The following is a 24,392-nucleotide window of genomic DNA, read 5'->3' as shown; positions in this document are numbered from 1 at the left end:
TGGCGGCAACTCGGCCGACCTTCTGCAGATCGCTCATGCCGGCAATGCCGGTCGCTATTGTCAGGAAGATGACAGGTACGGTGATTATCTTGACGACATCGACGAAGGCATCGCCGAGCGGCTTCAGGCTCTGGCCGGTCTCCAAATGGAAATAGCCGATTGCAGCACCCAGGATTATGGCGGCAAGCACCTGCACGTAGGCCCGGGCAAAATGGCGCTTGCGGGCCGCTGCGTTCGCTATGGGGACTTGTGGAACCAACACCGTTTCTCTCCTTGACCGGATCGGGGTGGGGCTCCTCCTTCTCCCATGCAGTGCTCCGGTCGAACGCTGCGCCCACTTCGGCGCAAGCGATGTGCCAAATAGCAAAGAGGGGAAAACGCGCAGGACCTCTCACGCAGTGCTTGTTCGCTCTCCCGCACTCGCGCTGCGGTTGCCAGTCAACTATGGAAGGGTCCGTTCTTGGGAATTCCAAAGGTCGCTCTTTGCTTCGGCGCAGCTTGGCTGGCTGGAAGGTTCCCTGTTTGCCTTGGGGTCTGGGACCTGCGTCCAGATGGTCAACATTTTCCTGCGCGCCGCACGGGGCTCCAAAGATTCAATCGAGGACGGGCCCTCTTCGAAAACGGCGGCAGCGTTGGTCAAGCCCTTCCACCCTGCTGTCCCACCAAGGGTGTTCAGAAGCTCAGTTCACGATTAAGCGATGGATCAGCGTCATCTGGCGTTTGCGCCATCGCGGCGGCGTTGCAAGGGGTCTGCCAAGGATGAGCAAGCCGCGAGGCAGGGCCCGAGACCTAGACTCCATCCTCATCAACAGCGCTCGGCTCGCGTTAGGAATGTTCGAACCGCAGCACGATCAGGTGGCCACACCGTTGGTCGGAACCGGAACCCGACGAATGATCGTTCGTGACCGACATCTGTGAACAAGCAGTGTGTGTCATTGCAATCACCACCCATTGCGCGCAATTGCCCATATGGCCGTGAATGAACTGGATTTGGTGATTTTCCAGATGGCGGTGGAAAGCGTCCGCTTGCTCTCTTCAAGCTTTGATGAGAAGGCGGCTGAGATAGCCACGAGGAGCCGTGGTAGCCTTCTTTTCGACGTGCGGGTTGACGGTGACCTGGAGGTCCAGCGAGTCGCAGCCATTGGATATCCAGGCGACAAGATCGGTGTGGTGGCATTGGACCGAGAGGGCCTTGTTAGCTGCTGTTGCCTTGTCAATGGCACCTTCTCACCTTTCATTGCACCATTGGAGAACTGGACCAGCATGCCCCTGTCCATGCAGGCCCAGATCGATGTCACAGGCTATGCGAGGCTCCTTCTGGCCGCCCTGCGAAATGCTGGACATATGCTGGGCAGGTAGCATCACCGATGATGTCTGTGATGAGATGGTGCAGACGGCTGGATGAGGCGATCGCTTGCCGGCAGCTTTGGCCGCCAAGCGATCGGTGAGTTCGCAATGCTGGACACGTCCTGTAGACTCTGCCAGTTAAGTTAGCGGACAACCATCTGACGAATGCCCGATCTGACAGTCTGGACGGCGCGGCATGCCCCCCTAGGAATGCAGCCGTGGTTCTACTCCCTCGGCTGTTTTTGCGTCGAAGGCGACGGGCACACCGTGAACGATGGACGTCGCCGCCACCAATTCCTCAACTCGCGATCGGTCGCTTTGCACGCCGGCATAAGCGTTCGAATGGCGCGGATCGCCTGGGCGGTGGAGAGGAACCGGGCCTTGCCTCTGGACAGAACATAGGCTTCGGCGGCTTTTTCACCCGCCTCCCTGAAACTCCGACTGACACGATCTAGGACGGGAGTTCGGCAGCCTTCAAGCCTATGTCCGATACCGGACAATCAGGCAGCGGTGGCCAGGCCGAAATAACGTTGCTCCTCCTCGCCGTAAGCGCCATGCGTGAGTTCCATCAATCCGACGCGGTCGATAATCGTGACCTCGCCGCGCTTGGCACGGACAAGTCCTCGATATTCAAGCATTTGCAGGGCCGTGGTGACCCCGGGACGGCGGGCGCCGAGCATGGTCGCCAGAAATTCATGCGTCAGGTAGATCTTGTCTCCGTCAGAGCGGTCATGGATCATCAGCAACCAGCGGGCCAGCCGTTCCTCGATTTTGGAGTGGCCATTGACCAGTGCCGTCCGGGACGACTGGACAAGGAACGCGTGGGCATAGTCCAGCACTGACGTGCGCAGCGACGGGCTTTCCGCAACCGCAGGACGAAGGATTTCAACCGGCAGGCGCCAGCCATTGCCTGCGGCCTGGATATAGGTGTCGTTGGAAGAGCTGTCCTGTCCGAGAATGACGGCAATTCCTGTCATCCCGTCATATCCGATAATGCCGACTTCACATTGCCGTCCGCCGGTCATGGTGGCGACCACCGAGGCGACGCCCCTCTCGGGAAAATATCCATTCCTGATCGGCTGATGCGCGATCTCCAACTGAGCCTTGATGTCCAGTTCGACGCGATGCAGCGAAGGTCGCAACAGCGCGAAGTCCTCCGGCGAAAGGGATTTCAGCACCCGGTTGCGAAAAAGGGATTCGGGCAAGGCTCTCTCCCATGCGGGCAAGAGCGCGTACCTCTTACTGTCGGCTGCATCCGAAGTAACTGACGGCCGATGCCAAAGCATAGGCTTCGAAACGCGCGATTGCAAAGCCCTATCGGGGCAGTGCAGCCATGCTAGAAGTCGCGCGGCCTTACGATAGGCGCGGATGACATGATTCCCTTCTGCGGCCACCAAGAACGGCTCGGGCACGCTTTAATCGTTCATACACAAGCTCGCAGGAATGTAAGCGGCGGAACAATCGGGTGATTCGTACCGCCCTGCCCTTTCAGAAATCAAGTCATTGGACGTCAATTCGGGCTGGAACGCCTCGTCGCGGAACGGCACAGGAAACGCAGCCGGATCAGCAATGGTGGTTCACCGTATCTGCGGTCGGATGTGCGGTCCGGCGGCTCATCGCCCAATGGCTTGTCGACGGGGAAGTGGAACTCGTCATGTCGCCGCGAACCGTCACCGCGCTAGCGGGGCGCTTTTGAAGACGCCGGTGTTTTCTTTGTGGAACTGAAACTGTGAGGTGATTGATGCATGACTCAAACTTTTGGGTATTTCCGCTGGATCGGCGACGCACATTGGTCGAAAGTATCGCCCAGGCCCTCGAGACCAAGAAGGGCGAGGCGGCGAGTGCGTTCTGGCGCTGTGCTGCCAAGAAAATGCTCATTCAATTGTCCGATGTAGGAATTGCGCAGAGTTCGCTGCGCAGGAGGTTGGAAGCCTTCTTCATGCGGTCTTGGACGATATGGCCAACCGAACGGTAATGCACATAGCATAGGCTTGGGCGCTGTTGGATCGCGCGTCAGCTCGGGTCCTTATCGGGGGACTGCTCCGACTGGCCGACGGTCCGGCCAAACCGGCATACCGGCAAAGGTTTGAGGTTGGGATCGCTCACGGCGGCCGGTCCAATATTCCAAGGCGACCTCAGAAGCCACATTGGCTTCTTTCCAAGCGGACGGGCGCCATTTTGGCGTGCTCACGCTGGACTGCGGGTTGCGCCTACGGAAATCCGAAGTCCGGCCGCGCGAGTCGATCGACCGGAACAGTCGAATGCTCGTGGGGCCGGGTCCCCTCAGCTTGACGGCGGGCGGTGGCGGCCGTGAGCAGACTTAACCCAGGTCACGGCTGAGCATCCGCAGGCGCTATGCCGATTGGATGAGAACTGGTTGCCACAACACCGGCCCGTTCAGGCGTCCCCTCCAGCGGATGCGCAAGAGACTGGCGTAGGAAATCTCGAGGAAGCCGGCGACTGCCTCGGTGTTGCCGACCTGCTGGGGCTGTCCGATACGTGACAACGGCCAGGTCGCGAGACGAAGGATCCTTTCGATGCGCGTATCTGTCACCGTTACGATCCCGGAGAGATTGTTGGCCAAGCCGAATTCGATGATGCCCGCGAAGAGCTCGTAGGTTGCTTGTGCCAGGCCGCCAGCAGCCTTCGGCGCTGTCGCAGGGAGATCGAGCGCGAAACGACTACTCTCCCAGATATCGGCACTCGCAGGGACCACCATCTCATCCAGCAGCGCCGGAAACGTATCGCGCAACATAGTCGGTCCGGTGGTCGGCAAAAGGCGGACGCAGCCGCAAGTTCGCCAATCGGACCCCTTGAGAAGTAGGTAGACGGGGTTCAGGCTGTCAAACGGGTCCGTTTCCATTTCGCCTTCGGTCTGCACTTCCCAATCGAGCCGCTTCTTGAAAACCCGATACCTAAGCCCGTGCATTTCCCTGAGTTCGCTCGCGAACTCGGCGTAGCAGTCGGGTGTTATCAGCTGCATCATTGTCGTCTCCGTGCGGGATGTGTCCACGCAATCGAAGGGCAAAGCCGTCATGAATGCAGCCTGTAGACCTTTACAGCTAGCCTTGGAGAGGATCAGGATCTCGCCCGAGCAGCCATCCGCACTATGGCCTGGTTGATGGTTCGCACGCCAAGCTTCGCCTTGGCGTTTTCCTGATGGAAGGTCACGGTGCGTTTCGAGACACCGAGAATCTGGCTGATATCCCAGGCCGACTTGCCGCACGCCGCCCATTTCAGGCACTCGAACTCCCGCGGGGTGAGCGTTATGCCATCTACCACGCAATCTTCGGCGAGCCTGCGCCGGGCATGGATATGAACGTTGATCGCAACCAACTGCATTGCTTTTTCGTAGCGCGTCAGCGACCTCAAAAGTGGCGGATGCGCCTCGTTGGAGGCGAAGGTCAGTGCGGCGAACCGGCCGCGAGGATCATGCATCGACATGGTCAGTCCGCCGCGAATGCCGAACTCAGCTGCTTTTTCCAGGACTTCCTGCTGCGAGGTCGGCAAATAACGGTGATCGCGGTCCACACCCCAGTCGAAGGTATCCCAGCCTCGCAGTCCCCGCAGGATCACGGGATCCACGCTGTGGTAGCGCAGTTGCAGGTAATGTGATGTCCATGATGATGGATAATTCGAGATCAATCGCGGCGTGTCGCCGGAAGCGGATGGGTAGGTGAAATAAGCGAAGAACGGAAAGTCGAATCCGGCTGCGGCGGACGCCATTGCCTCATGGAGATCGACGGCATCGACGCTTGCAGAGAGTTGCTCGACCAAGGTTTCAAATACGCGATGCATCTGCGCTTTGCGTACCTCGCGGAGGTTGCTGGAAGCCGGGCGGAGACGTGGTTCTAAATGATGGCCTGTCCCTGCAGGGCGTACGACGCGCCGCCGTCATCACCGCAATTGCTGTGCTGCTTCCGATTGGAGAGAGCTCCGCGCACCTGACCAACTACCGATGGGTGATATTGCGACGTTATCGATGAGCCGCGTGTCGCCAAGCCAAGCCGCAGCAAGCAAGCGTGCCGGTCGGTCAAGGCTTGCTAACGATTGCAGGTCTGTTTCTCCGCGAAGCTCCAGGTATTCGAGCTCGCGATAGCCGGCAGCCAGAATTGTTGCACGCGCTTCATCAAGCGTAGGCAGGATGGGAGAGCCGCGTGCAAGCCGCTCGGCCGTATCGAGCAGGACCGATGCTAGTTTTGGGGCAATGGCGCGTTGGGCTGGGGAGAGCCGCACGTTACGCGACGATAGCGCAAGACCATCGGCTTCGCGGACTGTCGGACAGGGCACAATAGTGATCGGAATGTCGAGGTCCCGGACCAAGCGCCTGACAAGCTGAAGTTGCTGAAAATCCTTTTCGCCAAAAAAGGCGAAGTCAGCGCCGGCCTGCAGGAAGAGCTTGGCCACGACCGTCGCCACGCCATTGAAATGGCCGGGCCGGAATGCGCCGCACAGGCATTCGCTGATGCCGGACACTGAAACGACCGTGGCGAAGCCCGCCGGGTACATTTCCTCTGCGTCCGGCACATAGAGCAGATGCGTGCCCAGCGGCGCGAGCTTGGCAGCATCTTCGCTTTCCGTCCGAGGATAGGCAATCAGGTCGGCGGGGCTGTTGAACTGCTTGGGGTTTACGAACAGCGTCACGATCACCCGCTCGGCCCTTTCAAGCGCCTTCCGCACAAGGCTCAGATGCCCGTCGTGCAAGGCTCCCATGGTCGGCACAGTACCGATCGTGGCACCCGAGCGACGCCATTGCGCAACGACGGCGCGCAGCTCGCTCACGGTTCGAGCGATCGGCACGCTCATGTGAAGTCTCCGGCCTTCAAGGCGTTGACATAGAGATGTTCGACCGCCGGAAAGTGCCGGTTCCGCACATCGGTGGCGTAAGCGGCGATTGCCGCCTCAGCCTGCTCACCGAGCTCGGCATAGCGTTTGACGAACTTCGGCCGAAATGATGTGAAGAGCCCGAGCATATCGTCGCTCACCAGAATCTGGCCGTCGCAAGATGGCGAGGCACCGATGCCGATGGTGGGTATGTCGATATCGGCGGTTATCTGCCGTGCAAGCTGCTCCGGTATCTTTTCGAGCACCAAGGAGAAGGCGCCCGCCTCGGTTACCGCCCTGGCGTCGCGCCTGATCCGCTCTGCATCGGCTCCCCGGCCCTGCACACGATAGCCTCCGAACGTGTTTACCGCCTGCGGCGTCAGCCCCACATGGGCCATGACAGGTACGCCGCGCGCGGTAAGGAAGCGGATGGTTTCCGCGATGGTCTCGCCGCCCTCGAGCTTCACCGCTGAACAACCGGTCTCACCCATCACCCGCGCAGCGTTGCCGAAAGCGTGCTCTGGGCTTTCCTCGTAGGAACCGAAGGGCAGGTCGACGACCATCAGTGCGTGTTCAAGGCCGCGGCGAACGGCCTGTCCGTGCATGATCATCATGTCGAGCGTGACGCCCAGCGTCGACGACAGGCCGTGCAGCACCATGCCGACGCTGTCGCCGACAAGAACGATGTCGCAGTGGCGATCGAGTAGCCTCGCGACCGGCGTGGTGTAGGCCGTCAAGCATACAAGTGGCGTCTGGCCTTTTCGCAATCGAATATCTGGAGGGGTAATCCCTTTTATCTCACCAGCCGCGCTCAACCGACGCCCCCTTCCCTTACGTTACCAACAGCGGGTGTCGCGTTTGGCATATTTTTGTGCGACTGCGAAGAGCTAAAAACAGCGCTTGAGTACTACGGTGTTGACGTGCTGGCTGCCAAGGTTACATTCAATCGATTAAGGCGCTCCGTTGGGCCAACCCACTTTCGCAAACATGGATCCTCAGACAAGAAGAACCAAGAAAGGCAAAGCCGCCGTCAAAGCTGACGAAGCCAAAGTGGACCTGACTGCCGTCGTGGTCGCCGTAAACGACAGTGAGCCCTGTGTCCTCACCGTCGGTCATGCGGACACCCTCCCTTCTGGACCTTTTGCGCTTGAGCATCGATCGCTGCAGTCGGGTTTGAGGGGGTGGGTGGAGCAGCAGACCGGCCATGCACTGGGATACATCGAGCAACTCTACACCTTCGCCGATCGCGATCGCATCGGCACTGAGCGCCACCAGCGCGTCATCTCAATCAGCTATCTTGCATTGACCAGGAAGGAACAGGCAACGAACTCGGCCGCGTGCGGCTGGCAAAGTTGGTACGAATATTTTCCCTGGGAGGACCACCGCTTCGGCACGCCGCCTGTGCTGCTCGATAGATTGCGGCCCCGCCTGATTGAGTGGGCCGGCGGCGCCAGCGAGCCGACCACTCAACGCGAGCGCCGGCAGCGCGCTGCGATAGCCTTCGGCTTCGACGACCGCCATTGGAACGAGGAACTCACGCTCCAACGCTACGAGTTGCTCTATGAAGCTGCTCTGATTGAAGAGGCCGGTGGCGGCAGGGACGCGATTGCGGCCGCGGCTGGCAAACCAATGGTCGCTGACCACCGTCGTATTCTGGCAACCGGGATCGCGCGGCTGCGTTCGAAGATCAAATACCGGCCGGTCGTGTTCGAGCTTATGCGGCCTTCCTTCACGCTGCTGCAACTGCAGCGAACCGTGGAAGCTCTGGCTGGCAGGCTCATCAACAAGCCGAACTTCCGGAGATTGGTCGAGCAGCAGGAACTTGTTGAGGAGACTGGGGAGACCTCCCTCGACACGGGCGGCCGACCGGCGAAGCTTTATCGCTTCCGCCATGCCGTTCTCGACGACAGGGCTATCGCCGGGACAAAATTACCGCTGGCGCGGGCTTGACATACTTATAGTCAAGGTAGACATATTCCCTTATTGTCAAACCGAATATAATCGAGGCGCCAATGACTGGGGCGTTACCTATGGCTGCGTCCCTGTATGAGCGTGTCCGGCGGGTGATCCCTCCCGTTGAATGGCTCGCGTTCGCCGGCGATATTGAAGCCATCTTAGCGCTGAAGCGTGAGCGCAATGCGGTGGTGCTGGCGCACAATTACCAGACGCCCGAAATTTTTCATTGCGTGGCAGACATCGTCGGCGACAGCCTGGCGTTGGCCCACAAGGCGGTGACGGTCGACGCCGACATCATCGTGGTTGCCGGCGTTCATTTCATGGCCGAGACGGCAAAACTGCTCAATCCGAACAAGACCGTGCTCATCCCGGATCTCAGCGCCGGCTGCTCGCTGGCCGAATCGATCACGGCAGACGACGTGCGGTTAATGCGGCTGCGGTATCCGGGGGTCCCCGTTGTTACTTACGTCAACACATCGGCCGCCGTAAAAGCGGAGTCCGACATCTGCTGCACGTCCGGCAACGCGAAGGCGGTGGTGGAATCGCTTGGCGTGGCGCGTGTGCTGATGCTGCCGGACGAATATCTGGCGAGGAACGTGGCAGCCGATACAGACGTCGAGATCATCGCCTGGAAAGGCCATTGCGAGGTGCATGAGCGCTTCACCGCAGCAGACATTCGGGAACTGCGCGATGCCCATCCAGGCGTCATCGTGCTGGCCCATCCAGAATGCCCACCAGACGTTGTCGCGGAGGCGGAGTTCTCCGGCTCGACCGCAGCGATGTCGGATTATGTCGAGCGGGAGAAACCGACGCGTGTCGTCCTTCTGACCGAATGTTCGATGAGCGACAACGTCGCGGTCGCGCATCCCGACGTCGAGTTCGTTCGCCCATGCAACCTGTGCCCGCACATGAAGCGCATCAACCTCGCCAACATTCGCGCCGCGCTCGAGCAGAACCGGCATGAGGTCCGGATTGATCCGGAAATTGCCGGCCCCGCCCGCCGCGCGGTCGAGCGCATGCTTTCCCTATGAGCCTGGAGGTTCGCGACATCGCCGGGGCGCCGGTCGTCATCGGCGGCGGCATTGCCGGCCTGATGACGGCGCTTCATCTGGCGCCGGAACCGGTCGTGCTTTTGACCAACGCGCCGCTTGGAACCGGAGCCTGCAGTGAGCTTGCCCAGGGCGGTCTTGCGGCAAGTCTCGGCGGCGACGACGGCCCGGATTTTCACCTTTGCGACACGATAGCTGCCGGCGACGGACTCTGCGACGAGGCCACGGTGCGGCGAGTGGTCCGAGCTGCACCCGAAGCGATTAGGACGATCCAAAGGTTCGGCGTCGCCTTCGACCAGCACCCTGACCGCGCGTTGCGACTTGGGCTCGAGGCGGCACACTCGCGACGGCGGATTGTGCATGCAGCTGGCGACGCCACCGGTCGCGAGTTGGTGCGCGTGCTCATCGCCGCGGTTCGGCGTACAGCCTCGATCACCACTATCGAAAATGTGGAGGTCCGCCGGCTGGTCGTGCAGGACGGGTCGGTCATCGCCGTGGTCGCCGCAGGACGAGCCGGCGCGCTCGCTCTGCCCACGCGTCGCGCGGTGCTGGCGACTGGCGGCGTCGGCGGGCTGTTTTGCGATACGACAAACCCCGCTGGCTCATGGGGTCACGGGCTGGCGCTCGCCGCATGGGCGGGGGCGGAACTCGCCGACTTGGAATTCATACAGTTCCATCCAACTGCGCTCGACGGTCCGCGCCGGCCGATGCCGCTGGTGAGCGAAGCCGTGCGTGGCGAAGGCGCGGTGCTCATCGATAAGCGAGGAGAGCGCTTCCTCGCTGACACACCTGGCGGTGAACTTGCGCCTCGCGACGTCGTCGCGCGCGCCATTTGGCACCAGCTTGCCGTTGGACGCCGCGTATTCCTGGATGCACGGCAAAGTCTCGGCCCGAGATTTAGCAAGCGTTTTCCAGGCATCGCCGAATTGTGCCGGAGCGCAGGGGTCGACCCCGCGACCGACCCGATCCCGGTGCGCCCGGCGGCACATTATCACATGGGCGGCGTCGCCGTAGACAGCGCCGGCCGCAGCTCCATCGAGGGATTGTGGGCCTGCGGTGAGGTCGCCTGTACCGGCCTGCACGGCGCCAACCGCCTGGCCAGCAACTCGCTCACCGAAGCGGCGGTCACCGCGAGCTGGGTTGCCGAAAGCGTTGCCGGCACGTCGTATACCCGGCGACCGCGCAGATGCTCCACATTCATCCCTCCAAGACCAGACGCTTCCGCGGTCCGCCCAATTGTCTCCGCCGCCCTGGGTATCATCCGCGACGGCGAGGCAATGCGCGAAGCGGTGGCGACCCTGCTGCCGATCGCAGCTGACAATGTCGCTGCCTCTGGCCCGGCTTTGGTCTCACTGATGATCGCCGTGGCGGCCCTGGGGCGGGAAGAGAGTCGAGGCGCGCACTGTCGGTCCGATTTCCCGCTCCACGATGCCGACGCGCGCCCATCACGGCTGACACTGCACAGCGCAATGCGGGCCGCGGCCGCACTCGATTGCCGGGCTACCATACGGAGCACCTGATATGATTTCATTCTCCCCCCTCCCCGCGACCCTAATCGAACCGATTGTGCGCGGTGCGCTCCTCGAAGACCTGGGCAGATGCGGCGACCTGACCAGCGATGCGGTTATCCCGCATGATTGCACTGCCACGTTGGTGCTCAAATCGAGGCAGGCGGGCGTCGTTGCCGGGCTCGATCTGGTCTCGTACGCCTTCCTGCTCGTGGAACCGGCGATCAACATCCAGATCTGGCGCCCTGATGGCAGCGATGTCGGGGCCGGGGAAACCATTGCAAAATTGTCCGGACCCGCGCGAGGCCTGCTCACGGCCGAACGCACTGCCCTCAATTTCTTATGCCGGCTGAGCGGCATTGCCACTGCCACAGCGGCGATGGTTGAGGCCGTGCGCGGTCACAAGGCGAGGATCGTATCGACGCGAAAGACGACGCCCGGCCTGCGGGTATTGGAAAAATACGCCGTGCGCGTCGGCGGCGGTGCCAATCACCGCTTCGGCCTCGATGACGGCGTGCTCATAAAGGACAACCACATCGCGATCGCCGGCGATATCCGCACAGCAATAGAGCGGGCGCGCGCCGCCGCAGGGCATATGGTGAAGGTCGAGGTTGAGGTCGACACGCTGAAGCAGCTCGATGCAGCGCTCGCGATTGGTGTTGACGCGGTGCTGCTCGACAATATGTCGGTCGAGGATCTTGCCCGCGCGGTTTCTATAGTGGGTGGCCGTACGATCACCGAGGCTTCCGGTCGGGTGACGCCGAAAACGGCGGCGGCGATTGCGGCGACCGGTGTCGATCTCATCTCCATGGGATGGCTGACGCACAGCGCCCCGATCCTCGACATCGGCCTGGACATGCCGGACCACCAGAACATCTGCAAGCATTTGAACTGAGGATTACGGCATGAGGAGCAACATCAGCTCGGCAGGCGTAGGAAGGCGGTGGGAAGACGTGCCGCAGCTCGCCTTTTAGCGAGTGCGCTCCAAAGCCAAGTCGGACCGGGCTTGCCGGTCGACAGACTCCTGAAGGCGTACCGGACTAGCAACAAAGGTTTGACGATGACGGTTGGAATGAACTCGGAGTTCGACGTGAACCAGACCATGCAATCGGTCGATGGAACGCCTCCGCGATGGAACCGCAAAGAGGCTGAGGCCATCTACGGCATGCCATTCAACGATCTGCTGTTCCTAGCTCAGACGATCCACCGCCAGAACTTCGATCGAAACCGAGTGCAGCTGTCGCGGCTCCTTAGCATCAAGACCGGCGGCTGCCCCGAAGATTGCGGCTATTGCAGCCAGTCTGCGCATTACGAAACCGGGGTGAAGGCGTCGAAGCTGATGAACGTCAAGCATGTCATCGACGAAGCGGCCAAGGCGCGTGATGGCGGCGCAACGCGCTATTGCATGGGCGCGGCGTGGCGAAGTCCCAAGGAGCGCGACATGGACGTCGTGGTCGCCATGATCGAGGGCGTCAAGGCGCTCGGCATGGAGACCTGCATGACACTCGGCACGCTCGATCTTGAGCAAGCTGCTCGCCTGAAGCAGGCCGGTCTCGACTACTATAACCACAACATCGATACCTCTGAGCGCTACTATGGCGAGGTTATTTCAACCAGGACTTTTGCCGACCGGCTGGAAACGCTTGGGCACGTGCGCGCGGTTGGGATGAAAGTCTGCTGCGGCGGCATCGTCGGGATGGGAGAAGAAAAGACCGATCGCATCGACATGCTGGTCACGCTCGCGAACCTGCCCGAGCCGCCGGAAAGCGTGCCGATCAACATGCTTATTCCCATCGAAGGCACGCCGCTTGCCGCGGCCGACGCCATCGATCCGATCGATTTCGTCCGCATCGTTGCGCTCGCGCGGGTGATGATGCCGAAATCCTGTGTAAGGCTGTCCGCCGGCAGGACGGCGATGAGCGACGAAACGCAGGCGTTGTGCTTCTTTGCCGGCGCTAACTCGATCTTTGTCGGCGACACGCTGCTGACGGCGGACAATCCCGGCGAGGACAAGGATAGCCTTCTGTTCCAGCGTCTCGGCATCGAGCCGATGGAACTCGCCACGCAATGAACGAGGCAATTCTTGCCCGCTATGACGCATCCTTGCGCGGACTGGCGCGCAAGGACCGGTTGCGGACGCTCGCACCGCGCGCCGGTCTTGACTTCTCGTCGAACGACTATCTCGGACTTGCCGCCTCCAAAAGACTTGGCGAAGCGGTTGCGGCGGCGATTGCGCGGGGCACGCCGGTTGGCGCCACCGGGTCGCGGCTGTTGCGCGGCAACGCACCGGAACATGAGCAACTGGAGGCGGACGCCGCGGCATTCTTCGGCGCCGACCGTGCGCTGTTCTTTGGCAGCGGCTACATCGCCAACTTCGCCCTGTTGACCGCGCTGCCGCAGAAAGGCGACCTGCTGGTCCTCGACGAACTCGCCCATGCCAGCATGCATGAGGGCGCGCAGGCCGGGCGCGCCGAGTTCAAGCTGGCCGCGCACAACGACGTCGACGCTGTCGAGGACGCAATCACCCGCTGGCGCGCTGAAGGCGGCATGGGGCGAGTGTGGATCGCCGTCGAAAGCCTTTACAGCATGGATGGCGACCGCGCGCCGATGGAGAGCCTGGTCGCGCTGGCTGATCGGTACCAGGCATTCATCGTCTTCGATGAAGCGCATGCCACCGGCGTCTGGGGACCGGACGGCCGGGGACTGGCCGCCGCGTGCCAAGGCCGCGACAACATCGTCACGCTCCACTCATGCGGCAAGGCGCTCGGCGCATCCGGTGCACTCGTCACCGGGCCGAGGACACTGTGCGATTATCTCGTCAACCGGTGCCGGCCGTTCATCTACGCCACCGCGCCCTCGCCGCTGATGGCGGCCGCGGCGCGCGAAGCGCTGACTATTCTGTCCGACGAGCCCATGCGCCGCGCTCAGCTGCAGGAACGCGTTGCCTGCGCCGGCCGCCAATTGGCCGAGCGCTGCGGCGTCGTACCCAGCGGCTCGCAGATCCAGCCATTTGTCATCGGCGACGTTGGGCGCACCATGGCGGTGGCGGCGGCCCTGCAGGCACGCGGCTTCGACATACGCGGCATACGTCCGCCGACGGTGCCCGAGGGCACATCGCGCCTGCGCATTTCGCTGACGCTCAACGTCGATGAGACCGACATTTCCGCCATGGTCGAGGCTCTCGTCGAGGTGTTGGCCACAGCATGACCAAACGCATCGTCGTCACCGGAACAGACACCGGAATTGGCAAGACAGTGTTTTCGGCCGGACTTGCCGGGCTGCTCGACGGCTTCTACTGGAAGCCGGTGCAATCGGGCCTCGACGAGGAGACTGACAGCGAGGTCGTCGCCCGGCTTTCCGGCTTGCCCGACGGACGCGTGCTGCCCGAAGTCTATCGACTGACGATGCCGCTGTCGCCGCATCGATCAGCCGAAATCGACGGCGTCGCGATCGAGGCCGACGATCTTTCATTTCCGGTCCTGCCGACACCGCTCGTCATCGAAGGCGCCGGCGGGCTGATGGTGCCGCTCAATCGACAGACAAGGTTCATTGACATATTCGAACAATGGCGGCTGCCGGTCATACTGTGCGCCCGCACCGCGCTCGGCACCATCAATCATACGCTGTTGTCGATCGAGGCCCTGAGAGCCCGCTCCATCCCGCTCATCGGCATTGCCTTCATGGGCGAAGAGGTGGCCGATACGCAAAGGACAATCGTGGAATTCGGCGGCGTGCCGCAGCTCGGCAGGCTGCCGCACCTCGGTCCGCTGACGGGCGAAACGTTGAGAGATGCAATGATTTCCGGCTTCGACCTGGCCATGATTGCCGGAGGCGACTGATGGCGCAGTCTCGAGTCTGGCATCCGTTCACGCAGCACGCGCTAGAGCCCTCGATCCCTGAAATCGTGCTGACTGAAGGCGCCTATCTCCACAAGGCCGACGGCTCCCGCATCCTGGATGCGATTTCTTCCTGGTGGGTCGTCACTCATGGCCACCGCCACCCCCGCATCATGAAGGCCATCGAGACGACCGCGTCGAGCCTCGACCAGATCATCTTCGCAGGCTTCACCCACGAGCCGGCCGAGCGCCTGGCCGAGGCGCTTGTCGGCCTCGCACCCGCCGGCCTTGACCGGGTGTTCTATTCCGACAGTGGCTCGACCTCAATCGAAGTCGCGCTGAAGATGGCGCTCGGCTATTTCCGCAACATCGGCGCGCCGCGTTCGCGCATCGTCGTCATGGAGCACAGCTATCATGGTGACACGATCGGGGCGATGAGCGTCGGCGCCCGTGGCGTGTTCAACGCCGCCTACGAGCCCTTGCTGTTCGAGGTCGACACCATCCCCTTCCCGGCCGCCGGGCACGAGCAGGAAACGCTGGATCGGTTCGAGGCACTCTCCCGCGACCGGCGCGCCGCCGCGCTGATCGTCGAGCCGCTCGTGCTCGGCGCCGGCGGCATGCTCATGTATCCGGCCTGGGTTCTGACCGAATTGAAGAGGATCACTGAGGCCGCCGGCACGCTGCTGATCGCCGATGAAGTGATGACCGGCTGGGGGCGCACCGGAACCATGTTCGCCTGCGAACAGGCGTCCGTCTCGCCGGACATCCTGTGCACCTCGAAAGGTCTGACCGGTGGTACCATCCCGCTGGCCGCCACGATCGCCACCGATGCCATCTTCCAGGCTCACTATTCCGAGGATCGCAAGAAGACGTTTTTCCATTCGAGCTCCTACACCGCCAATCCGATTGCATGCGCGGCGGCACTTGCCAATGTCGAGATCTGGCACGACGAGCCGGTGGCCGAGCGGATCGCGGCCTCGAGCGCGATGCAGGCCGCTGGCCTCCAGCGCTTTCGCGACAACCCCCGCTTCACCGATTGCCGGGCAACCGGCACCATCACGGCACTCGACCTACGCACCGGCTCAGCCGGTTATCTGGCCGAGATCGGGCCAAAACTGCGCGCTTTTTTTCTTGAGCGCGGCCTGCTCGTGCGCCCGCTCGGCAATGTCCTGTACCTTCTGCCGCCCTATTGCATTACCGGCAACGAGTTGGATGGGCTCTATGACGCCATCGAGGAGGCCGGCGAACGCTTCGGCTCAAAGCCATGAGCCGATCATCGCGCATTCTCGGGTTTGGCCATCATGCGCCCGCGCGCAAGGTGGAGAATCCGGAAATCGAAGATCGTCTCGGGCTTGAACCCGGCTGGATCGAGCGGCGCACCGGGATACGGTCGCGCTTCTGGGCAGCGGACGAAGACACGCTGTCGGCCCTTGCCGCGCACGCCGGCGACATGGCGCTGACCAATGCCGGTATCGACCGCGGCGACATCGGCCTACTGTTGCTCGCTACCTCCACACCCGATCATCTTCTGCCGCCAAGCGCGCCCCTGGTCGCACATCGGCTGGGACTAGGTCGCGCCGGCGCGATCGACCTGACCGGCGCCTGCGCCGGCTTCATCTATGCGCTGATGTTCGCCGACGGGTTCACCCGCCTGCACGGCAAAGCGAGCCTTGTCATCGCCGCCAACATCCTCAGCCGCCGCATCAATTCGGCCGAGCGCGCCAGCGCCGTGCTGTTTGCCGATGCCGCCGGCGCCGTGGTGATCGGCCCGTGCGAAGACACTGACCGGGGCATTCTTGGTGCTTCGGTGGATTCCGACGGTTCGGGCTACGGGCTGATCCAGATTCCCGCCGGCGGAAGCAACACGCCGTTCCATGGCGAGCTCGACCTCGCGCAGACACGGATGACGATCACTGACGGCCGTGAAGTATTCAGCAAGGCCGTGGAGATGATGACCGCCTGCTCGAGAGATGCGCTCACTGCTGCCCGACTGAGGCCGCAAGACCTCGATCGTTTCGTGCCGCATCAGGCCAATGCTCGCATTTTCGACGCGGTCGGCAGGAACCTCGGCATCACAGATCACTCGATGGTCAAGACGATCGCCGAATATGGCAACTCTTCCGCCGCGACGATCCCGCTCTCATTGTCGCTCGCCCATCGGGCGCAGCCGTTTCGGCCTGGCGAGAAAGTCCTCTTGGCGGCAGCGGGTGCGGGTCTCAGCGGCGGCGCGCTTGTCGTGGGAATTTAGTAAAGCGACGCTTGCGCACAGGACTGCTCATGAATGAGACTATGAGAATGGCTCAATACGTAAATAGTCGCCGGCAAGCTCCATAGAGCTGGTTCCGTGCGGTGCTCCGCGATGTCTAAGTACCGAACCGCTTGCTCAAATCGCAGCGCTCATCGAAGGCCAGCAAAACCTCATGCAGAGCGAAAATCCTCAACCGCCCGTTTCAAAGACGCTCGCCCCATTTCGAAACAAGGTGTTTCGCTCAATTTGGACGGCCACCCAGATTTCCAGCCTGGGTTGGCTAGTGCAAACGGTCGCCATCAGTTGGCTTATGGCAACGATTTCTGCGTCCGACCTTATGGTTGCACTCGTCCAGGCCGCATCTACATTGCCGGTGTTCTTCCTCTCAGTTTTCGCCGGAGCCATTGCCGACAACTTCAGCCGCCGGTGGGTGATGTTTGCGGGACACTGCCTGATAGCATCGGCGTCGATGACGCTGATGATTTCTGTGGGTCTGGGATTTGTCAGTCCTTGGCTGATTCTCGGGTTAGGTTTCCTGGCCGGCTGCGGCTTTGCCTTGAATGATCCGGCCTGGCACGCTTCGGTCGGCGATATCCTTCACAAACGCGACATTCCGGCCGCAGTGACGCTTATGTCCGTCGGATACAACATTGTGCGCAGCGTTGGTCCGGCCTTAGGGGGCGTGATCCTGGCCGTCTTTGGGCCGCTGGCCGCTTTCGCCTTGGCTGCGGTGAGTGATCTGGCGCCTATAAGCGCTATATGGCGCACCAAATGGGAGGTCCGCTCTTCGCCTCTCCCTCGTGAGAGAATGACGACGGCAATTCATGACGGAGTGCGCTTTACGGCGATGTCTTTGGAGATCAGGGCAGCGACCGCCCGAGCAGCTCTTTTCGGATTGGCAAGCATCTCCATTCTGGCGTTGCTCCCTCTCGTCGTCCGGGATCAGTTGAAGAGTGGGCCAATTGTCTACGGTATCTTATTGGCCGGCTTCGGCATGGGTGCTTTCATCGCGGGCATGGGCAACGGCTTCTTGAGGAAGGTCACGTCTCAAAACAGGCTGGTGGCCTTCGCCTCTGTGGCTTGTGCAGTCTGTTGCCTCTCCCTTGCCCTGACATCGTCGGTTCCTGTGGCGGCCATTTCGCTGGCGCTCGGCGGAGCGGGTTGGCTTATCACCTGGACGGGCATTGACGTGTCGGTGCAGTTGGCAAGCCCAAGGTGGGTTGTAGGCCGCACGCTCTCCATTTACTACGCCTTGAGCGCAGGCGGTATGGCTGCTGGCAGCTGGATCTGGGGTTCTGTCGCGCAAAACTATTCCTTGACCTCAGCATTGGAGGGCGCCGCGGGCGCTCTGTTGCTGGTTGCAGCAGCGGGGATCGTGTTGCCGGTCCGTCCCTGGGAAGAAACGGATCAAGAAAGTTCAGTTTTTCATCCGCCGGACGTGGCTCTCGATCTGAAACCCAGAAGTGGCCCTATCGTGGCCAAGGTCGAGTATTTGATATCGGAGGAAAATATCGAGGCCTTTCTGGGCTACATGCGCACGCGGCGACACGTCCAGAGCCGTGCCGGTGCACGAAACTGGACGCTCCAGCGAAATCTGCAAACACCGTCACTTTGGACGGAGACATTCCGCACCCCCACCTGGATGGACTTTCTCCGCCTAAATCATCGACTCACCGCAGCAGATAAGGAAGTCGGCCAGCATCTCCTGTCACTGCATGAAGGAGAGGTGCCTCCGCAGACAGTGCTTTCGATTGAACGAACGACCGAGGCAATTCGTACCCGTACCTCGACAATCTTTTCTCGTCCTCCAAGATGACGCCATCAAGCTGCTATCCAGGGACAGGGTGGATCACCGGTGCTTTGCAGAGCACAGCCTCACACCGAGAGCAGCGTGCTCCGAGTTGTGCGATCGAGCGCACCCAGGCGAGATGATGATGAACGCGGCGTCAAGTGGAAGTCCCCTGCATGCGCTTGCGGAGTCTTCTGCGAGAGCCCATGCCGACGAGCGCCAAACAAGGTCTGATGCCTTCGGAGTCGTGGCCTCAACTCATCGATTCGGTCGCTCGATGATTGCTGCGCGCACCCGGTCATCGTCGGTCAGACGGTGGCCCTTTGATGTCGCCAGACGTCCACTTGCGATGTGCCGGGCGTAAGAATCCCGTATTACTTCGTTCTGAACGTACCCCTCGCCGACTCGGCCAATAGCCGACGCGCCGAAGCCGATCACGGTTTTGCAAGTATCGGCCGAGTATCCCAGCGAATTACGCCGCAGGCGCCCGGTCTTCTGCGCTAGCGCGAGTTCGTCGTCCGGCAGAGCGAAATGATCGAGCCCGATCTCCCGGTAGCCGGCGCCAACCAGTGTCTCGGCGACAGCTGCAGCCCGTTCGGCGCGAACATCGCCGTCCGGTAGACCTGCCTGCTCGATTAGGCGCTGATTCTTTATCACGGAAGGAATATGCGCGTAGCCGAACACCGCAAACCGGTTGGGGCGCATGGCGACCGCAGCCATCGCGGTCTGGATGCAGGACTGCACAGTCTGTTTCGGGAGACCGAAGATGAGATCGAAGTTGATATGGCCAACGCCATGCCGGCGGAGATTTTCGACGGCAGCGGCCGTCTGCACCTTACTCTGGATCCGATTGATCGCCTTTTGCACATCGGGATCAAAGCTCTGCACGCCGATGCTCGCGCGGTTGACACCGGTAGCTGCCAAGGCTTCGGCCATTTCCGGTGTGAACGTTCGGGGATCGATCTCCACGGCGATCGCAGCAGTTTTGCTGAAAGCGAAGTGGCGGCGTAGAAATTCCATCAGCGCCAAGTGCTCGGCTGGCCCGATAAGGTGAGGCGTTCCGCCGCCGAAATGCACATCGCTCACCGGCAGCCCTTGCCGCGCTTGCTCCGACACCAAACTGATCTCCTGACGCAGCACCGCCAAATAATTAAGGATCGGGCCGTTGCGACGGGTGACCGCGGTAGGGAAGCCGCAATACCAGCACATGGATCGGCAAAACGGAATGTGGAAATAGAGCGACACCGATTCGTCGGCCGGGAGGCCCCTCAGCCATTCCTCATAATCGTCAGCACCAACCGCCGCAGAGAAGTCTGGCACAGTCGGATACATGGTATACCAAGGCGGCCGGGGGTCCCGGTACTTTGTCAGGATTGAGGTGTGCAAGGAGCTGTCGTCCCACGTCGCTGATCCATCATTGTTTCGTTGCGCGCTCGTCCTGTCTCTGACCTAAGTCAGTGCGTCCCGCTTTCTCCGCGTTTTCAAGGCGGAGGCGGCGATGTCGCAGTCTCGGTTGGACAGGACGGTATCAACCACGCCGGGGAGTGCGCGTGCCATGGTTCCGCCTGAGGTGATGGTGCGGTGCCGCATTCAACGTTTGAGTACGTGACGCCAGTGCAGTGTACTTGAGGCGTCTGCGGAAGAACTTTGCAATGCGAAATTCATGTCCGACGCCAAACGTCGCAACGCACCTGTCAAGCCTCGTTCAGACGCCATCCAGGTCCAGCCAGCGGCCTTCCCTGCCGGCCGAAAAACCATACCGGCTTTAGCCACCGAGACGCTCTAAAGCTGACGTCCGCTCATTTGATGAAAGGAAGGCGCCGCTAGGGGGTGCACAAGGCTCCCCGGCTTGACGTCGCTTCGAGCGATGAGCGGCGGTGTGGCTTGTCGTCAAGCGCCGGGCAGCGTGCCCCCTACCGATATCCCGAAAAGATCGACCAAGATGGCCATCCCGACGCCACACGCGGTCTGGATGAGGCCGACCATGAAAATGCGATTGGCGCGTTCGTAGATGGGGCGGCGCAAGGAACTCATGTCGAGCAGCATGGACAGCGCTCTCATCTGCAGTGCGATGCCGAGCAGGATCGGCACTACGGCGAACAGATCGTAGAGTTGCCATGGCAAGGGGTTCGCCGCCCAATGAGTGAGGAAGCCGAGCGAAAAGGCAAGCAGGATACCCACGGCAGTGATTGTGCCGTTGCGGAAAATGGTCTCGATCAGTTCTTCCTTCGGATCGTGCTCGTCCAAGCGGCTTCCTTTCGTTGCTCTTTCCGTCGAGACTAAGTTCTCGAGAATGCTGTTCATCGCCAATTACTCGAGGCGAGCCGTAGGCAACCGTTTCAGGGTGCGATCCCTTCTCGCTATCGGCCGCGCAATGTACCTGCACGGCGAACTTACAGCGGCGAAAAGGTGCTTCGGCCACCATGCGACACATCGGACGTGGACGCCCTCTGTTCCTGGCGCAGCCCTTGCGGACCGCACGCGCGCAGTAATCCTTCTCGGTAGCGCATGAAGCGGCCTCCGTTGCGGTCAGACGGGAAGCCGTCGCTGTTAAACGAGACTGTCACATATCGAACATGGCGAACCGTGTCGCACATTGCTTTTCGCAGTGACCCTCAAAAAAAGTGATTCCAGCGAGACGAAGGCGCGTCGGCCCATTTTGGTGTCGGCCGCATCTACGCTTCAGGTTGGCATGTCGCTTGCTGCTCTATTCCGAGGCTGCAGCGGTCTGACCGGAGTGTTTCACATATAAACGATAATGAATCTCCTAGCAGAAAACACTATTCTAAGTACATGTGGCTTTTACGCTGGATAACCTCCCATGTCAAGCGGTTTTACGTCCACAAGTTGGAGACAACACGCACAAAATTTAGAGTAAAGCTTTCTCTTACGCCTCTATCCTTTTTATTCCTTCATGGAGATCTAGACATGTACATCAAGAATCGTCTTCTCGGCTTAACTGCTCTGATCGCCGCCTCCGTCGTTCGAGCAGCTGGCGCCGAGCGGGAACCGGCCGAGTACATCAAGATCTGCGACGTCCTCGGCTCGGGGTATTTCTATATTCCCAACACCGACACCTGCCTGCGCATCGGCGGCTATGTCCGTTATGATATCGGCCTGGGTGATGTCCGATCCTATGACAGCGCAAGAACCTCGGATGTGAGAACTGGCGAGGACCAAGGCACTTGGCGAAACAACACACGCTTCACGTTCAAAACTTGGAGCGGCCAGCAGACCGAGCTCGGCGCGTTGACGACCTATACCGAAACCCACGTGAATTTTGGCAATAGCGCTAACTCGCATGACAGTCCTCAGAACTATGATTTCAACAGCGGCCTCGCACTGGCTTCTGCCTGGGTCGAGCTGGGGGGCCTGCGAGTTGGCAAGGACGGGTCGGCCTTCGATACGTTTGTAAGCTACGCTGGCAACGTTCTCGATAGTATGCTCGTTCGGTCGGCCGGCTTCGACACCAACGTGGCTCAGTACTACTTCGACGCCGGCAACGGCATTTCGACCGTGATTTCGCTCGAACAAGGATCGGGCTCAGCCGGTACTATCGACAGCTATATTCCGCACGTTGTCGCCGGCTTGAAATACACGCAAGGCTGGGGCTCGATCACCGGCGTCGCGGCTTATGACAGCAACTACGAAGCTTTGGCCGGCAAGATCCGTGTCGACGTCGCTGTCACAAACCAGCTGTCGCTGTTTGGACTGTTCGGCTACGGTTCCAATGGCAGTCTCAACGAGGACTCAAACGGCGCAATCGCCAATCATGTGCGCGGCTCGTACAACATCTGGAACGGCCAGTGGGCTTTCTGGGCGGGCACCACCTACGAGTTTGACGAGAAAACTTCGTTCAACTTTCAGGTCTCGAGTGATCAGCTCAAGAATTCTGGTTTGGCTGCAAACGTCGTCTATATGGTCGTTCCTGGCTTCACGGTCACAGCCGAGGTCGATTACGACCACTACGGCAACTTTGGCGTCGGCCCTGCCGACCCTACGACCGTCAAGGGCACGAGCAAGCCGAACAGCGTCGGCGGCATTCTCCGCTTCCAACGCTCATTTTGAAATCTCTCCAGCCGCGAGCATCTCTGGCAAAGGCACTTGCCTCGACAACGCACGCATAGAGAGCTTCTTTCGCCATCCTTGAAGTCTGCATCGACCGTCCACGGCCCATCGTACCAACTTGAGACTGAAAGGGGTGAGCCCTGTGTAATACAGCCTAGCCCTTGACCTGCCCAATGAACCGGCCAGGGGTGGTCAGTTCAAATTCGGGGCCGTTTAGAGGGCAGTGTGAGGCCGTGTCAGGTAAGTGCCACTGCAATGTCGGGACCGCGACACGCCTGTCGCTGTGGATGGCTGGAATTGCCCTTCGCGGCGCCATTCATTCTCTCAACATTTACGTGATAATGCACGCTTAGTCCGATCCGCGTGGCAGCACCCATCCTAGGTCGCTATCGGGTGGCCTTAAACCTGAACAGCTCCATCGTCGCGGCTGCTGCCGAAGCAGGAGCAATCACAGGGACCCGCACTGGTGCTTGTCAGCCGTCTGACCCGCTACTTCGTCTTAGGAAGAGCATTGTCTTTGCCAAAAGCCGGCCAGTATTTCGAGATTGCCAGTGTGGCGCCGGCTGAAGAGAAATGACCATAGTCGAAATACATAAACTCTCCTCTGTCGGAATAGGGGCAGCGTCCTGCGCTGCACAGGAATTTCAGCGGATCGATGAATGTGGCGCCTTTGGTAAATGAGCGCACACGTTCGTTGATGCCGGGGTCCATCGCCATCGGCCAGGACGTATCGTCCAGATTTTGGCGCTTGGCGAAGAACGCAATTTTCCGGACGTCAGTTGGGAACTGCGGAGACTGGCCGATGACAAACACGCGCACGCCCAGGGCACGAAGCGTATCGATTGTTTGCTGAAGACCGTCGAAGCCTCTGACCTCATAGTCACTCCATTTACCGCTGAGGATAACCGTCTTGATGTCCGCTTCCAAGATGATGTCCAAGGCCTTGCGATTGAACCGGACACAATCAAGACGAGCGTAAGAGTAGTAAGAGAGTATCGGCGGGCAGCCGGCGTACGTATATTCCACGATGTTCGCCTGCAACCGATTTATGTTAGCACCCAGGCCGGAAACATAGTGCGCGGCGAAGGAGTCGCCCCACAAAAAAACCGTTGTTGGAAAACCGCGAGTGCGCGTGCAATCCTCCATATTCCAGCTTTCGATCCGGCTGGTGCCCTCGTTGAAACAGATGCCATTCCTCCAGTCCCCGACGGAAATGCGCCGCTGGACATAGTCCGGAAACCGTTGCGGAAAGCCGTTGCCGAGCGCCCCCGCCGCTCCGCCGGCACAAAGAACAACGATCGCGAGCGCTGAAAAGGCGAAGATAGGCCCCGGGGCGGTGAAGGTCCTCTTCTGTCGAAACGGCTGCTCTACAAACTTCCAGGAGAATGCAGCCAATGCGAGGCTTGCCACCAACATCGCACCGGTCATCAACGGATCGAGTTTTTGGAACGAAAGATAATGCGCGAACGCATTGAGCGGCCAGTGAACAAGATACAACGAATACGAGATGAGCCCAATCCAGACCAGCGGCCGGACTTCGAGCATGCGGCTGGCGACCGTCGAGGGGGAATTTTGGCCAACATAGATCAGAAGGGCCGTTCCCATGCATGGATACAAGGCGTTGTAGCCTGGGAACGGATCACTCTCCGAAATCGCGAAGAACCCGATGGCGAGAAGGCCAAATCCGGCCAACCCCACCGACTCCATCAGGAATCGGTTGCCCAACGGCGGGGGGCGTTTGAGCATGAGCAGGGCGCCCAACATGAG

At 60.7% G+C, this 24,392-nt stretch carries 21 protein-coding genes and 1 pseudogene; 13 read left to right on the top strand and 9 right to left on the bottom strand.

All coding sequences use genetic code 11. The annotated features are described in order from the left end of the window. On the bottom strand, nucleotides 1–262 hold a 262-nt coding region (locus tag EOC93_RS07495), incomplete at its 3' end, for a cation:dicarboxylase symporter family transporter (RefSeq protein WP_127204252.1). A 707-nt stretch (nucleotides 263–969) separates the two neighbouring features. Here EOC93_RS07495 and EOC93_RS07490 point away from each other — a divergent pair. Then, entirely contained in the window at nucleotides 970–1,359 is a 390-nt protein-coding gene (locus tag EOC93_RS07490) for a hypothetical protein (RefSeq protein ID WP_029354905.1), read from the top strand. Between the two features lie 488 nt (nucleotides 1,360–1,847). Here EOC93_RS07490 and EOC93_RS07480 read toward each other — a convergent pair whose 3' ends face one another. Further along, the gene (locus EOC93_RS07480) at nucleotides 1,848–2,759 is read right to left on the bottom strand and encodes a Crp/Fnr family transcriptional regulator (RefSeq protein WP_348627590.1); all 912 of its coding nucleotides are present in this window, start codon (nucleotides 2,757–2,759) and stop codon (nucleotides 1,848–1,850) included. 329 nt (nucleotides 2,760–3,088) lie between these two features. On the opposite strand from EOC93_RS07480, the gene EOC93_RS34665 reads away from it, so the two are divergent. Further along, nucleotides 3,089–3,322, top strand: a complete 234-nt coding sequence (locus tag EOC93_RS34665; RefSeq protein WP_245461389.1) for a DUF6074 family protein — start codon at nucleotides 3,089–3,091, stop codon at nucleotides 3,320–3,322. A gap of 378 nt (nucleotides 3,323–3,700) precedes the next feature. Here the strand turns inward: EOC93_RS34665 and EOC93_RS07470 are convergent, their stop codons facing one another. From EOC93_RS07470 to panB, 4 genes are all read right to left on the bottom strand, one after another. Further along, complete coding sequence (locus EOC93_RS07470; protein ID WP_095486082.1) at nucleotides 3,701–4,333, bottom strand: acyl-homoserine-lactone synthase; 633 nt, start codon at nucleotides 4,331–4,333, stop codon at nucleotides 3,701–3,703. Nucleotides 4,334–4,425: 92 nt separating this feature from the next. Next, nucleotides 4,426–5,145 carry a LuxR family transcriptional regulator gene (locus tag EOC93_RS07465; protein WP_127204251.1) on the bottom strand — a complete coding sequence of 240 codons (720 nt, stop codon included), beginning with the start codon at nucleotides 5,143–5,145 and terminating at the stop codon, nucleotides 4,426–4,428. A 99-nt stretch (nucleotides 5,146–5,244) separates the two neighbouring features. Beyond that, entirely contained in the window at nucleotides 5,245–6,153 is a 909-nt protein-coding gene (gene panC / locus EOC93_RS07460; RefSeq protein WP_127204250.1) for a pantoate--beta-alanine ligase, read from the bottom strand. Beyond that, complete coding sequence (gene panB, locus EOC93_RS07455) at nucleotides 6,150–6,986, bottom strand: 3-methyl-2-oxobutanoate hydroxymethyltransferase (RefSeq protein ID WP_127204249.1); 837 nt, start codon at nucleotides 6,984–6,986, stop codon at nucleotides 6,150–6,152. Before panB ends, panC begins: the two co-directional genes overlap by 4 nt. A 172-nt stretch (nucleotides 6,987–7,158) precedes the next feature. Between panB and EOC93_RS07450 the strand changes: the two genes are divergently transcribed. The 10 genes from EOC93_RS07450 to EOC93_RS07405 all read left to right on the top strand — a co-directional run bounded on the left by EOC93_RS07450 (nucleotide 7,159) and on the right by EOC93_RS07405 (nucleotide 18,584). Further along, nucleotides 7,159–8,121, top strand: a complete 963-nt coding sequence (locus EOC93_RS07450) for a membrane protein (protein WP_024505567.1) — start codon at nucleotides 7,159–7,161, stop codon at nucleotides 8,119–8,121. Nucleotides 8,122–8,183: 62 nt separating this feature from the next. Then, a complete protein-coding gene (nadA, locus tag EOC93_RS07445) occupies nucleotides 8,184–9,158 on the top strand; it encodes a quinolinate synthase NadA (protein ID WP_126057765.1) in 975 nt (324 codons plus the stop codon). Beyond that, a complete protein-coding gene (locus EOC93_RS07440) occupies nucleotides 9,155–10,696 on the top strand; it encodes an L-aspartate oxidase (protein WP_127204248.1) in 1,542 nt (513 codons plus the stop codon). Before nadA ends, EOC93_RS07440 begins: the two co-directional genes overlap by 4 nt. 1 nt (nucleotide 10,697) lies before the next feature. After that, nucleotides 10,698–11,579 (top strand): carboxylating nicotinate-nucleotide diphosphorylase, encoded by an 882-nt coding sequence (gene nadC, locus EOC93_RS07435; RefSeq protein WP_185928335.1) that lies wholly within the window; start codon nucleotides 10,698–10,700, stop codon nucleotides 11,577–11,579. A 207-nt stretch (nucleotides 11,580–11,786) separates the two neighbouring features. Next, on the top strand, nucleotides 11,787–12,755 hold the full coding sequence (gene bioB, locus EOC93_RS07430) for a biotin synthase BioB (protein ID WP_245461392.1): 969 nt from the start codon (nucleotides 11,787–11,789) through the stop codon (nucleotides 12,753–12,755). Beyond that, nucleotides 12,752–13,891 (top strand): 8-amino-7-oxononanoate synthase, encoded by a 1,140-nt coding sequence (locus tag EOC93_RS07425; protein WP_127204246.1) that lies wholly within the window; start codon nucleotides 12,752–12,754, stop codon nucleotides 13,889–13,891. Before bioB ends, EOC93_RS07425 begins: the two co-directional genes overlap by 4 nt. After that, nucleotides 13,888–14,523: a dethiobiotin synthase gene (bioD, locus tag EOC93_RS07420; protein ID WP_029354884.1), complete on the top strand. Its 636-nt coding sequence runs from the start codon at nucleotides 13,888–13,890 to the stop codon at nucleotides 14,521–14,523. Before EOC93_RS07425 ends, bioD begins: the two co-directional genes overlap by 4 nt. Continuing rightward, the gene (locus EOC93_RS07415; RefSeq protein ID WP_127204245.1) at nucleotides 14,523–15,788 is read left to right on the top strand and encodes an adenosylmethionine--8-amino-7-oxononanoate transaminase; all 1,266 of its coding nucleotides are present in this window, start codon (nucleotides 14,523–14,525) and stop codon (nucleotides 15,786–15,788) included. The genes bioD and EOC93_RS07415 overlap by 1 nt, the downstream gene beginning before the upstream one ends. Continuing rightward, nucleotides 15,785–16,768: a beta-ketoacyl-ACP synthase III gene (locus EOC93_RS07410; RefSeq protein ID WP_127204244.1), complete on the top strand. Its 984-nt coding sequence runs from the start codon at nucleotides 15,785–15,787 to the stop codon at nucleotides 16,766–16,768. Before EOC93_RS07415 ends, EOC93_RS07410 begins: the two co-directional genes overlap by 4 nt. 172 nt (nucleotides 16,769–16,940) lie before the next feature. Next, nucleotides 16,941–18,584 carry an MFS transporter gene (locus EOC93_RS07405; RefSeq protein WP_029354881.1) on the top strand — a complete coding sequence of 548 codons (1,644 nt, stop codon included), beginning with the start codon at nucleotides 16,941–16,943 and terminating at the stop codon, nucleotides 18,582–18,584. A 243-nt stretch (nucleotides 18,585–18,827) separates the two neighbouring features. Here EOC93_RS07405 and hemN read toward each other — a convergent pair. Both hemN and EOC93_RS07395 read right to left on the bottom strand, forming a co-directional pair. Then, nucleotides 18,828–19,943 (bottom strand): annotated as a pseudogene (gene hemN, locus EOC93_RS07400) (oxygen-independent coproporphyrinogen III oxidase); the annotation flags it as partial. 504 nt (nucleotides 19,944–20,447) lie between these two features. After that, nucleotides 20,448–20,804: a hypothetical protein gene (locus tag EOC93_RS07395; protein ID WP_091595902.1), complete on the bottom strand. Its 357-nt coding sequence runs from the start codon at nucleotides 20,802–20,804 to the stop codon at nucleotides 20,448–20,450. Nucleotides 20,805–21,485: 681 nt separating this feature from the next. Here EOC93_RS07395 and EOC93_RS07390 point away from each other — a divergent pair. Then, complete coding sequence (locus EOC93_RS07390) at nucleotides 21,486–22,625, top strand: porin (RefSeq protein ID WP_127204242.1); 1,140 nt, start codon at nucleotides 21,486–21,488, stop codon at nucleotides 22,623–22,625. A 489-nt stretch (nucleotides 22,626–23,114) separates the two neighbouring features. Here the strand turns inward: EOC93_RS07390 and EOC93_RS07385 are convergent. Further along, nucleotides 23,115–24,392: acyltransferase family protein (locus tag EOC93_RS07385; RefSeq protein WP_245461388.1), on the bottom strand; the 1,278-nt coding region annotated here is incomplete at its 5' end.

The organism is Mesorhizobium sp. M6A.T.Ce.TU.002.03.1.1 (assembly GCF_003997275.1).
In the GTDB taxonomy this organism is placed as follows: Bacteria; Pseudomonadota; Alphaproteobacteria; order Rhizobiales; family Rhizobiaceae; genus Mesorhizobium; species Mesorhizobium mediterraneum.
The sequence above is the reverse complement of the archived record's forward strand: the minus strand, read 5'-3'. Positions and strand labels throughout refer to the sequence as shown.

Bases quoted from the DNA above. Each gene is read 5' to 3' on its own strand.
- EOC93_RS07490 (WP_029354905.1), top strand. From the start codon at position 970: ATGGCCGTGAATGAACTGGATTTGGTGATTTTCCAGATGGCGGTGGAA.
- EOC93_RS34665 (WP_245461389.1), top strand. From the start codon at position 3,089: ATGCATGACTCAAACTTTTGGGTATTTCCGCTGGATCGGCGACGCACA.
- EOC93_RS07470 (WP_095486082.1), bottom strand. From the start codon at position 4,333: ATGATGCAGCTGATAACACCCGACTGCTACGCCGAGTTCGCGAGCGAA.
- EOC93_RS07465 (WP_127204251.1), bottom strand. From the start codon at position 5,145: ATGCATCGCGTATTTGAAACCTTGGTCGAGCAACTCTCTGCAAGCGTC.
- panC (WP_127204250.1), bottom strand. From the start codon at position 6,153: ATGAGCGTGCCGATCGCTCGAACCGTGAGCGAGCTGCGCGCCGTCGTT.
- EOC93_RS07450 (WP_024505567.1), top strand. From the start codon at position 7,159: ATGGATCCTCAGACAAGAAGAACCAAGAAAGGCAAAGCCGCCGTCAAA.
- nadA (WP_126057765.1), top strand. From the start codon at position 8,184: ATGACTGGGGCGTTACCTATGGCTGCGTCCCTGTATGAGCGTGTCCGG.
- EOC93_RS07440 (WP_127204248.1), top strand. From the start codon at position 9,155: ATGAGCCTGGAGGTTCGCGACATCGCCGGGGCGCCGGTCGTCATCGGC.
- nadC (WP_185928335.1), top strand. From the start codon at position 10,698: ATGATTTCATTCTCCCCCCTCCCCGCGACCCTAATCGAACCGATTGTG.
- bioB (WP_245461392.1), top strand. From the start codon at position 11,787: ATGCAATCGGTCGATGGAACGCCTCCGCGATGGAACCGCAAAGAGGCT.
- EOC93_RS07425 (WP_127204246.1), top strand. From the start codon at position 12,752: ATGAACGAGGCAATTCTTGCCCGCTATGACGCATCCTTGCGCGGACTG.
- bioD (WP_029354884.1), top strand. From the start codon at position 13,888: ATGACCAAACGCATCGTCGTCACCGGAACAGACACCGGAATTGGCAAG.
- EOC93_RS07415 (WP_127204245.1), top strand. From the start codon at position 14,523: ATGGCGCAGTCTCGAGTCTGGCATCCGTTCACGCAGCACGCGCTAGAG.
- EOC93_RS07410 (WP_127204244.1), top strand. From the start codon at position 15,785: ATGAGCCGATCATCGCGCATTCTCGGGTTTGGCCATCATGCGCCCGCG.
- EOC93_RS07405 (WP_029354881.1), top strand. From the start codon at position 16,941: ATGCAGAGCGAAAATCCTCAACCGCCCGTTTCAAAGACGCTCGCCCCA.
- EOC93_RS07390 (WP_127204242.1), top strand. From the start codon at position 21,486: ATGTACATCAAGAATCGTCTTCTCGGCTTAACTGCTCTGATCGCCGCC.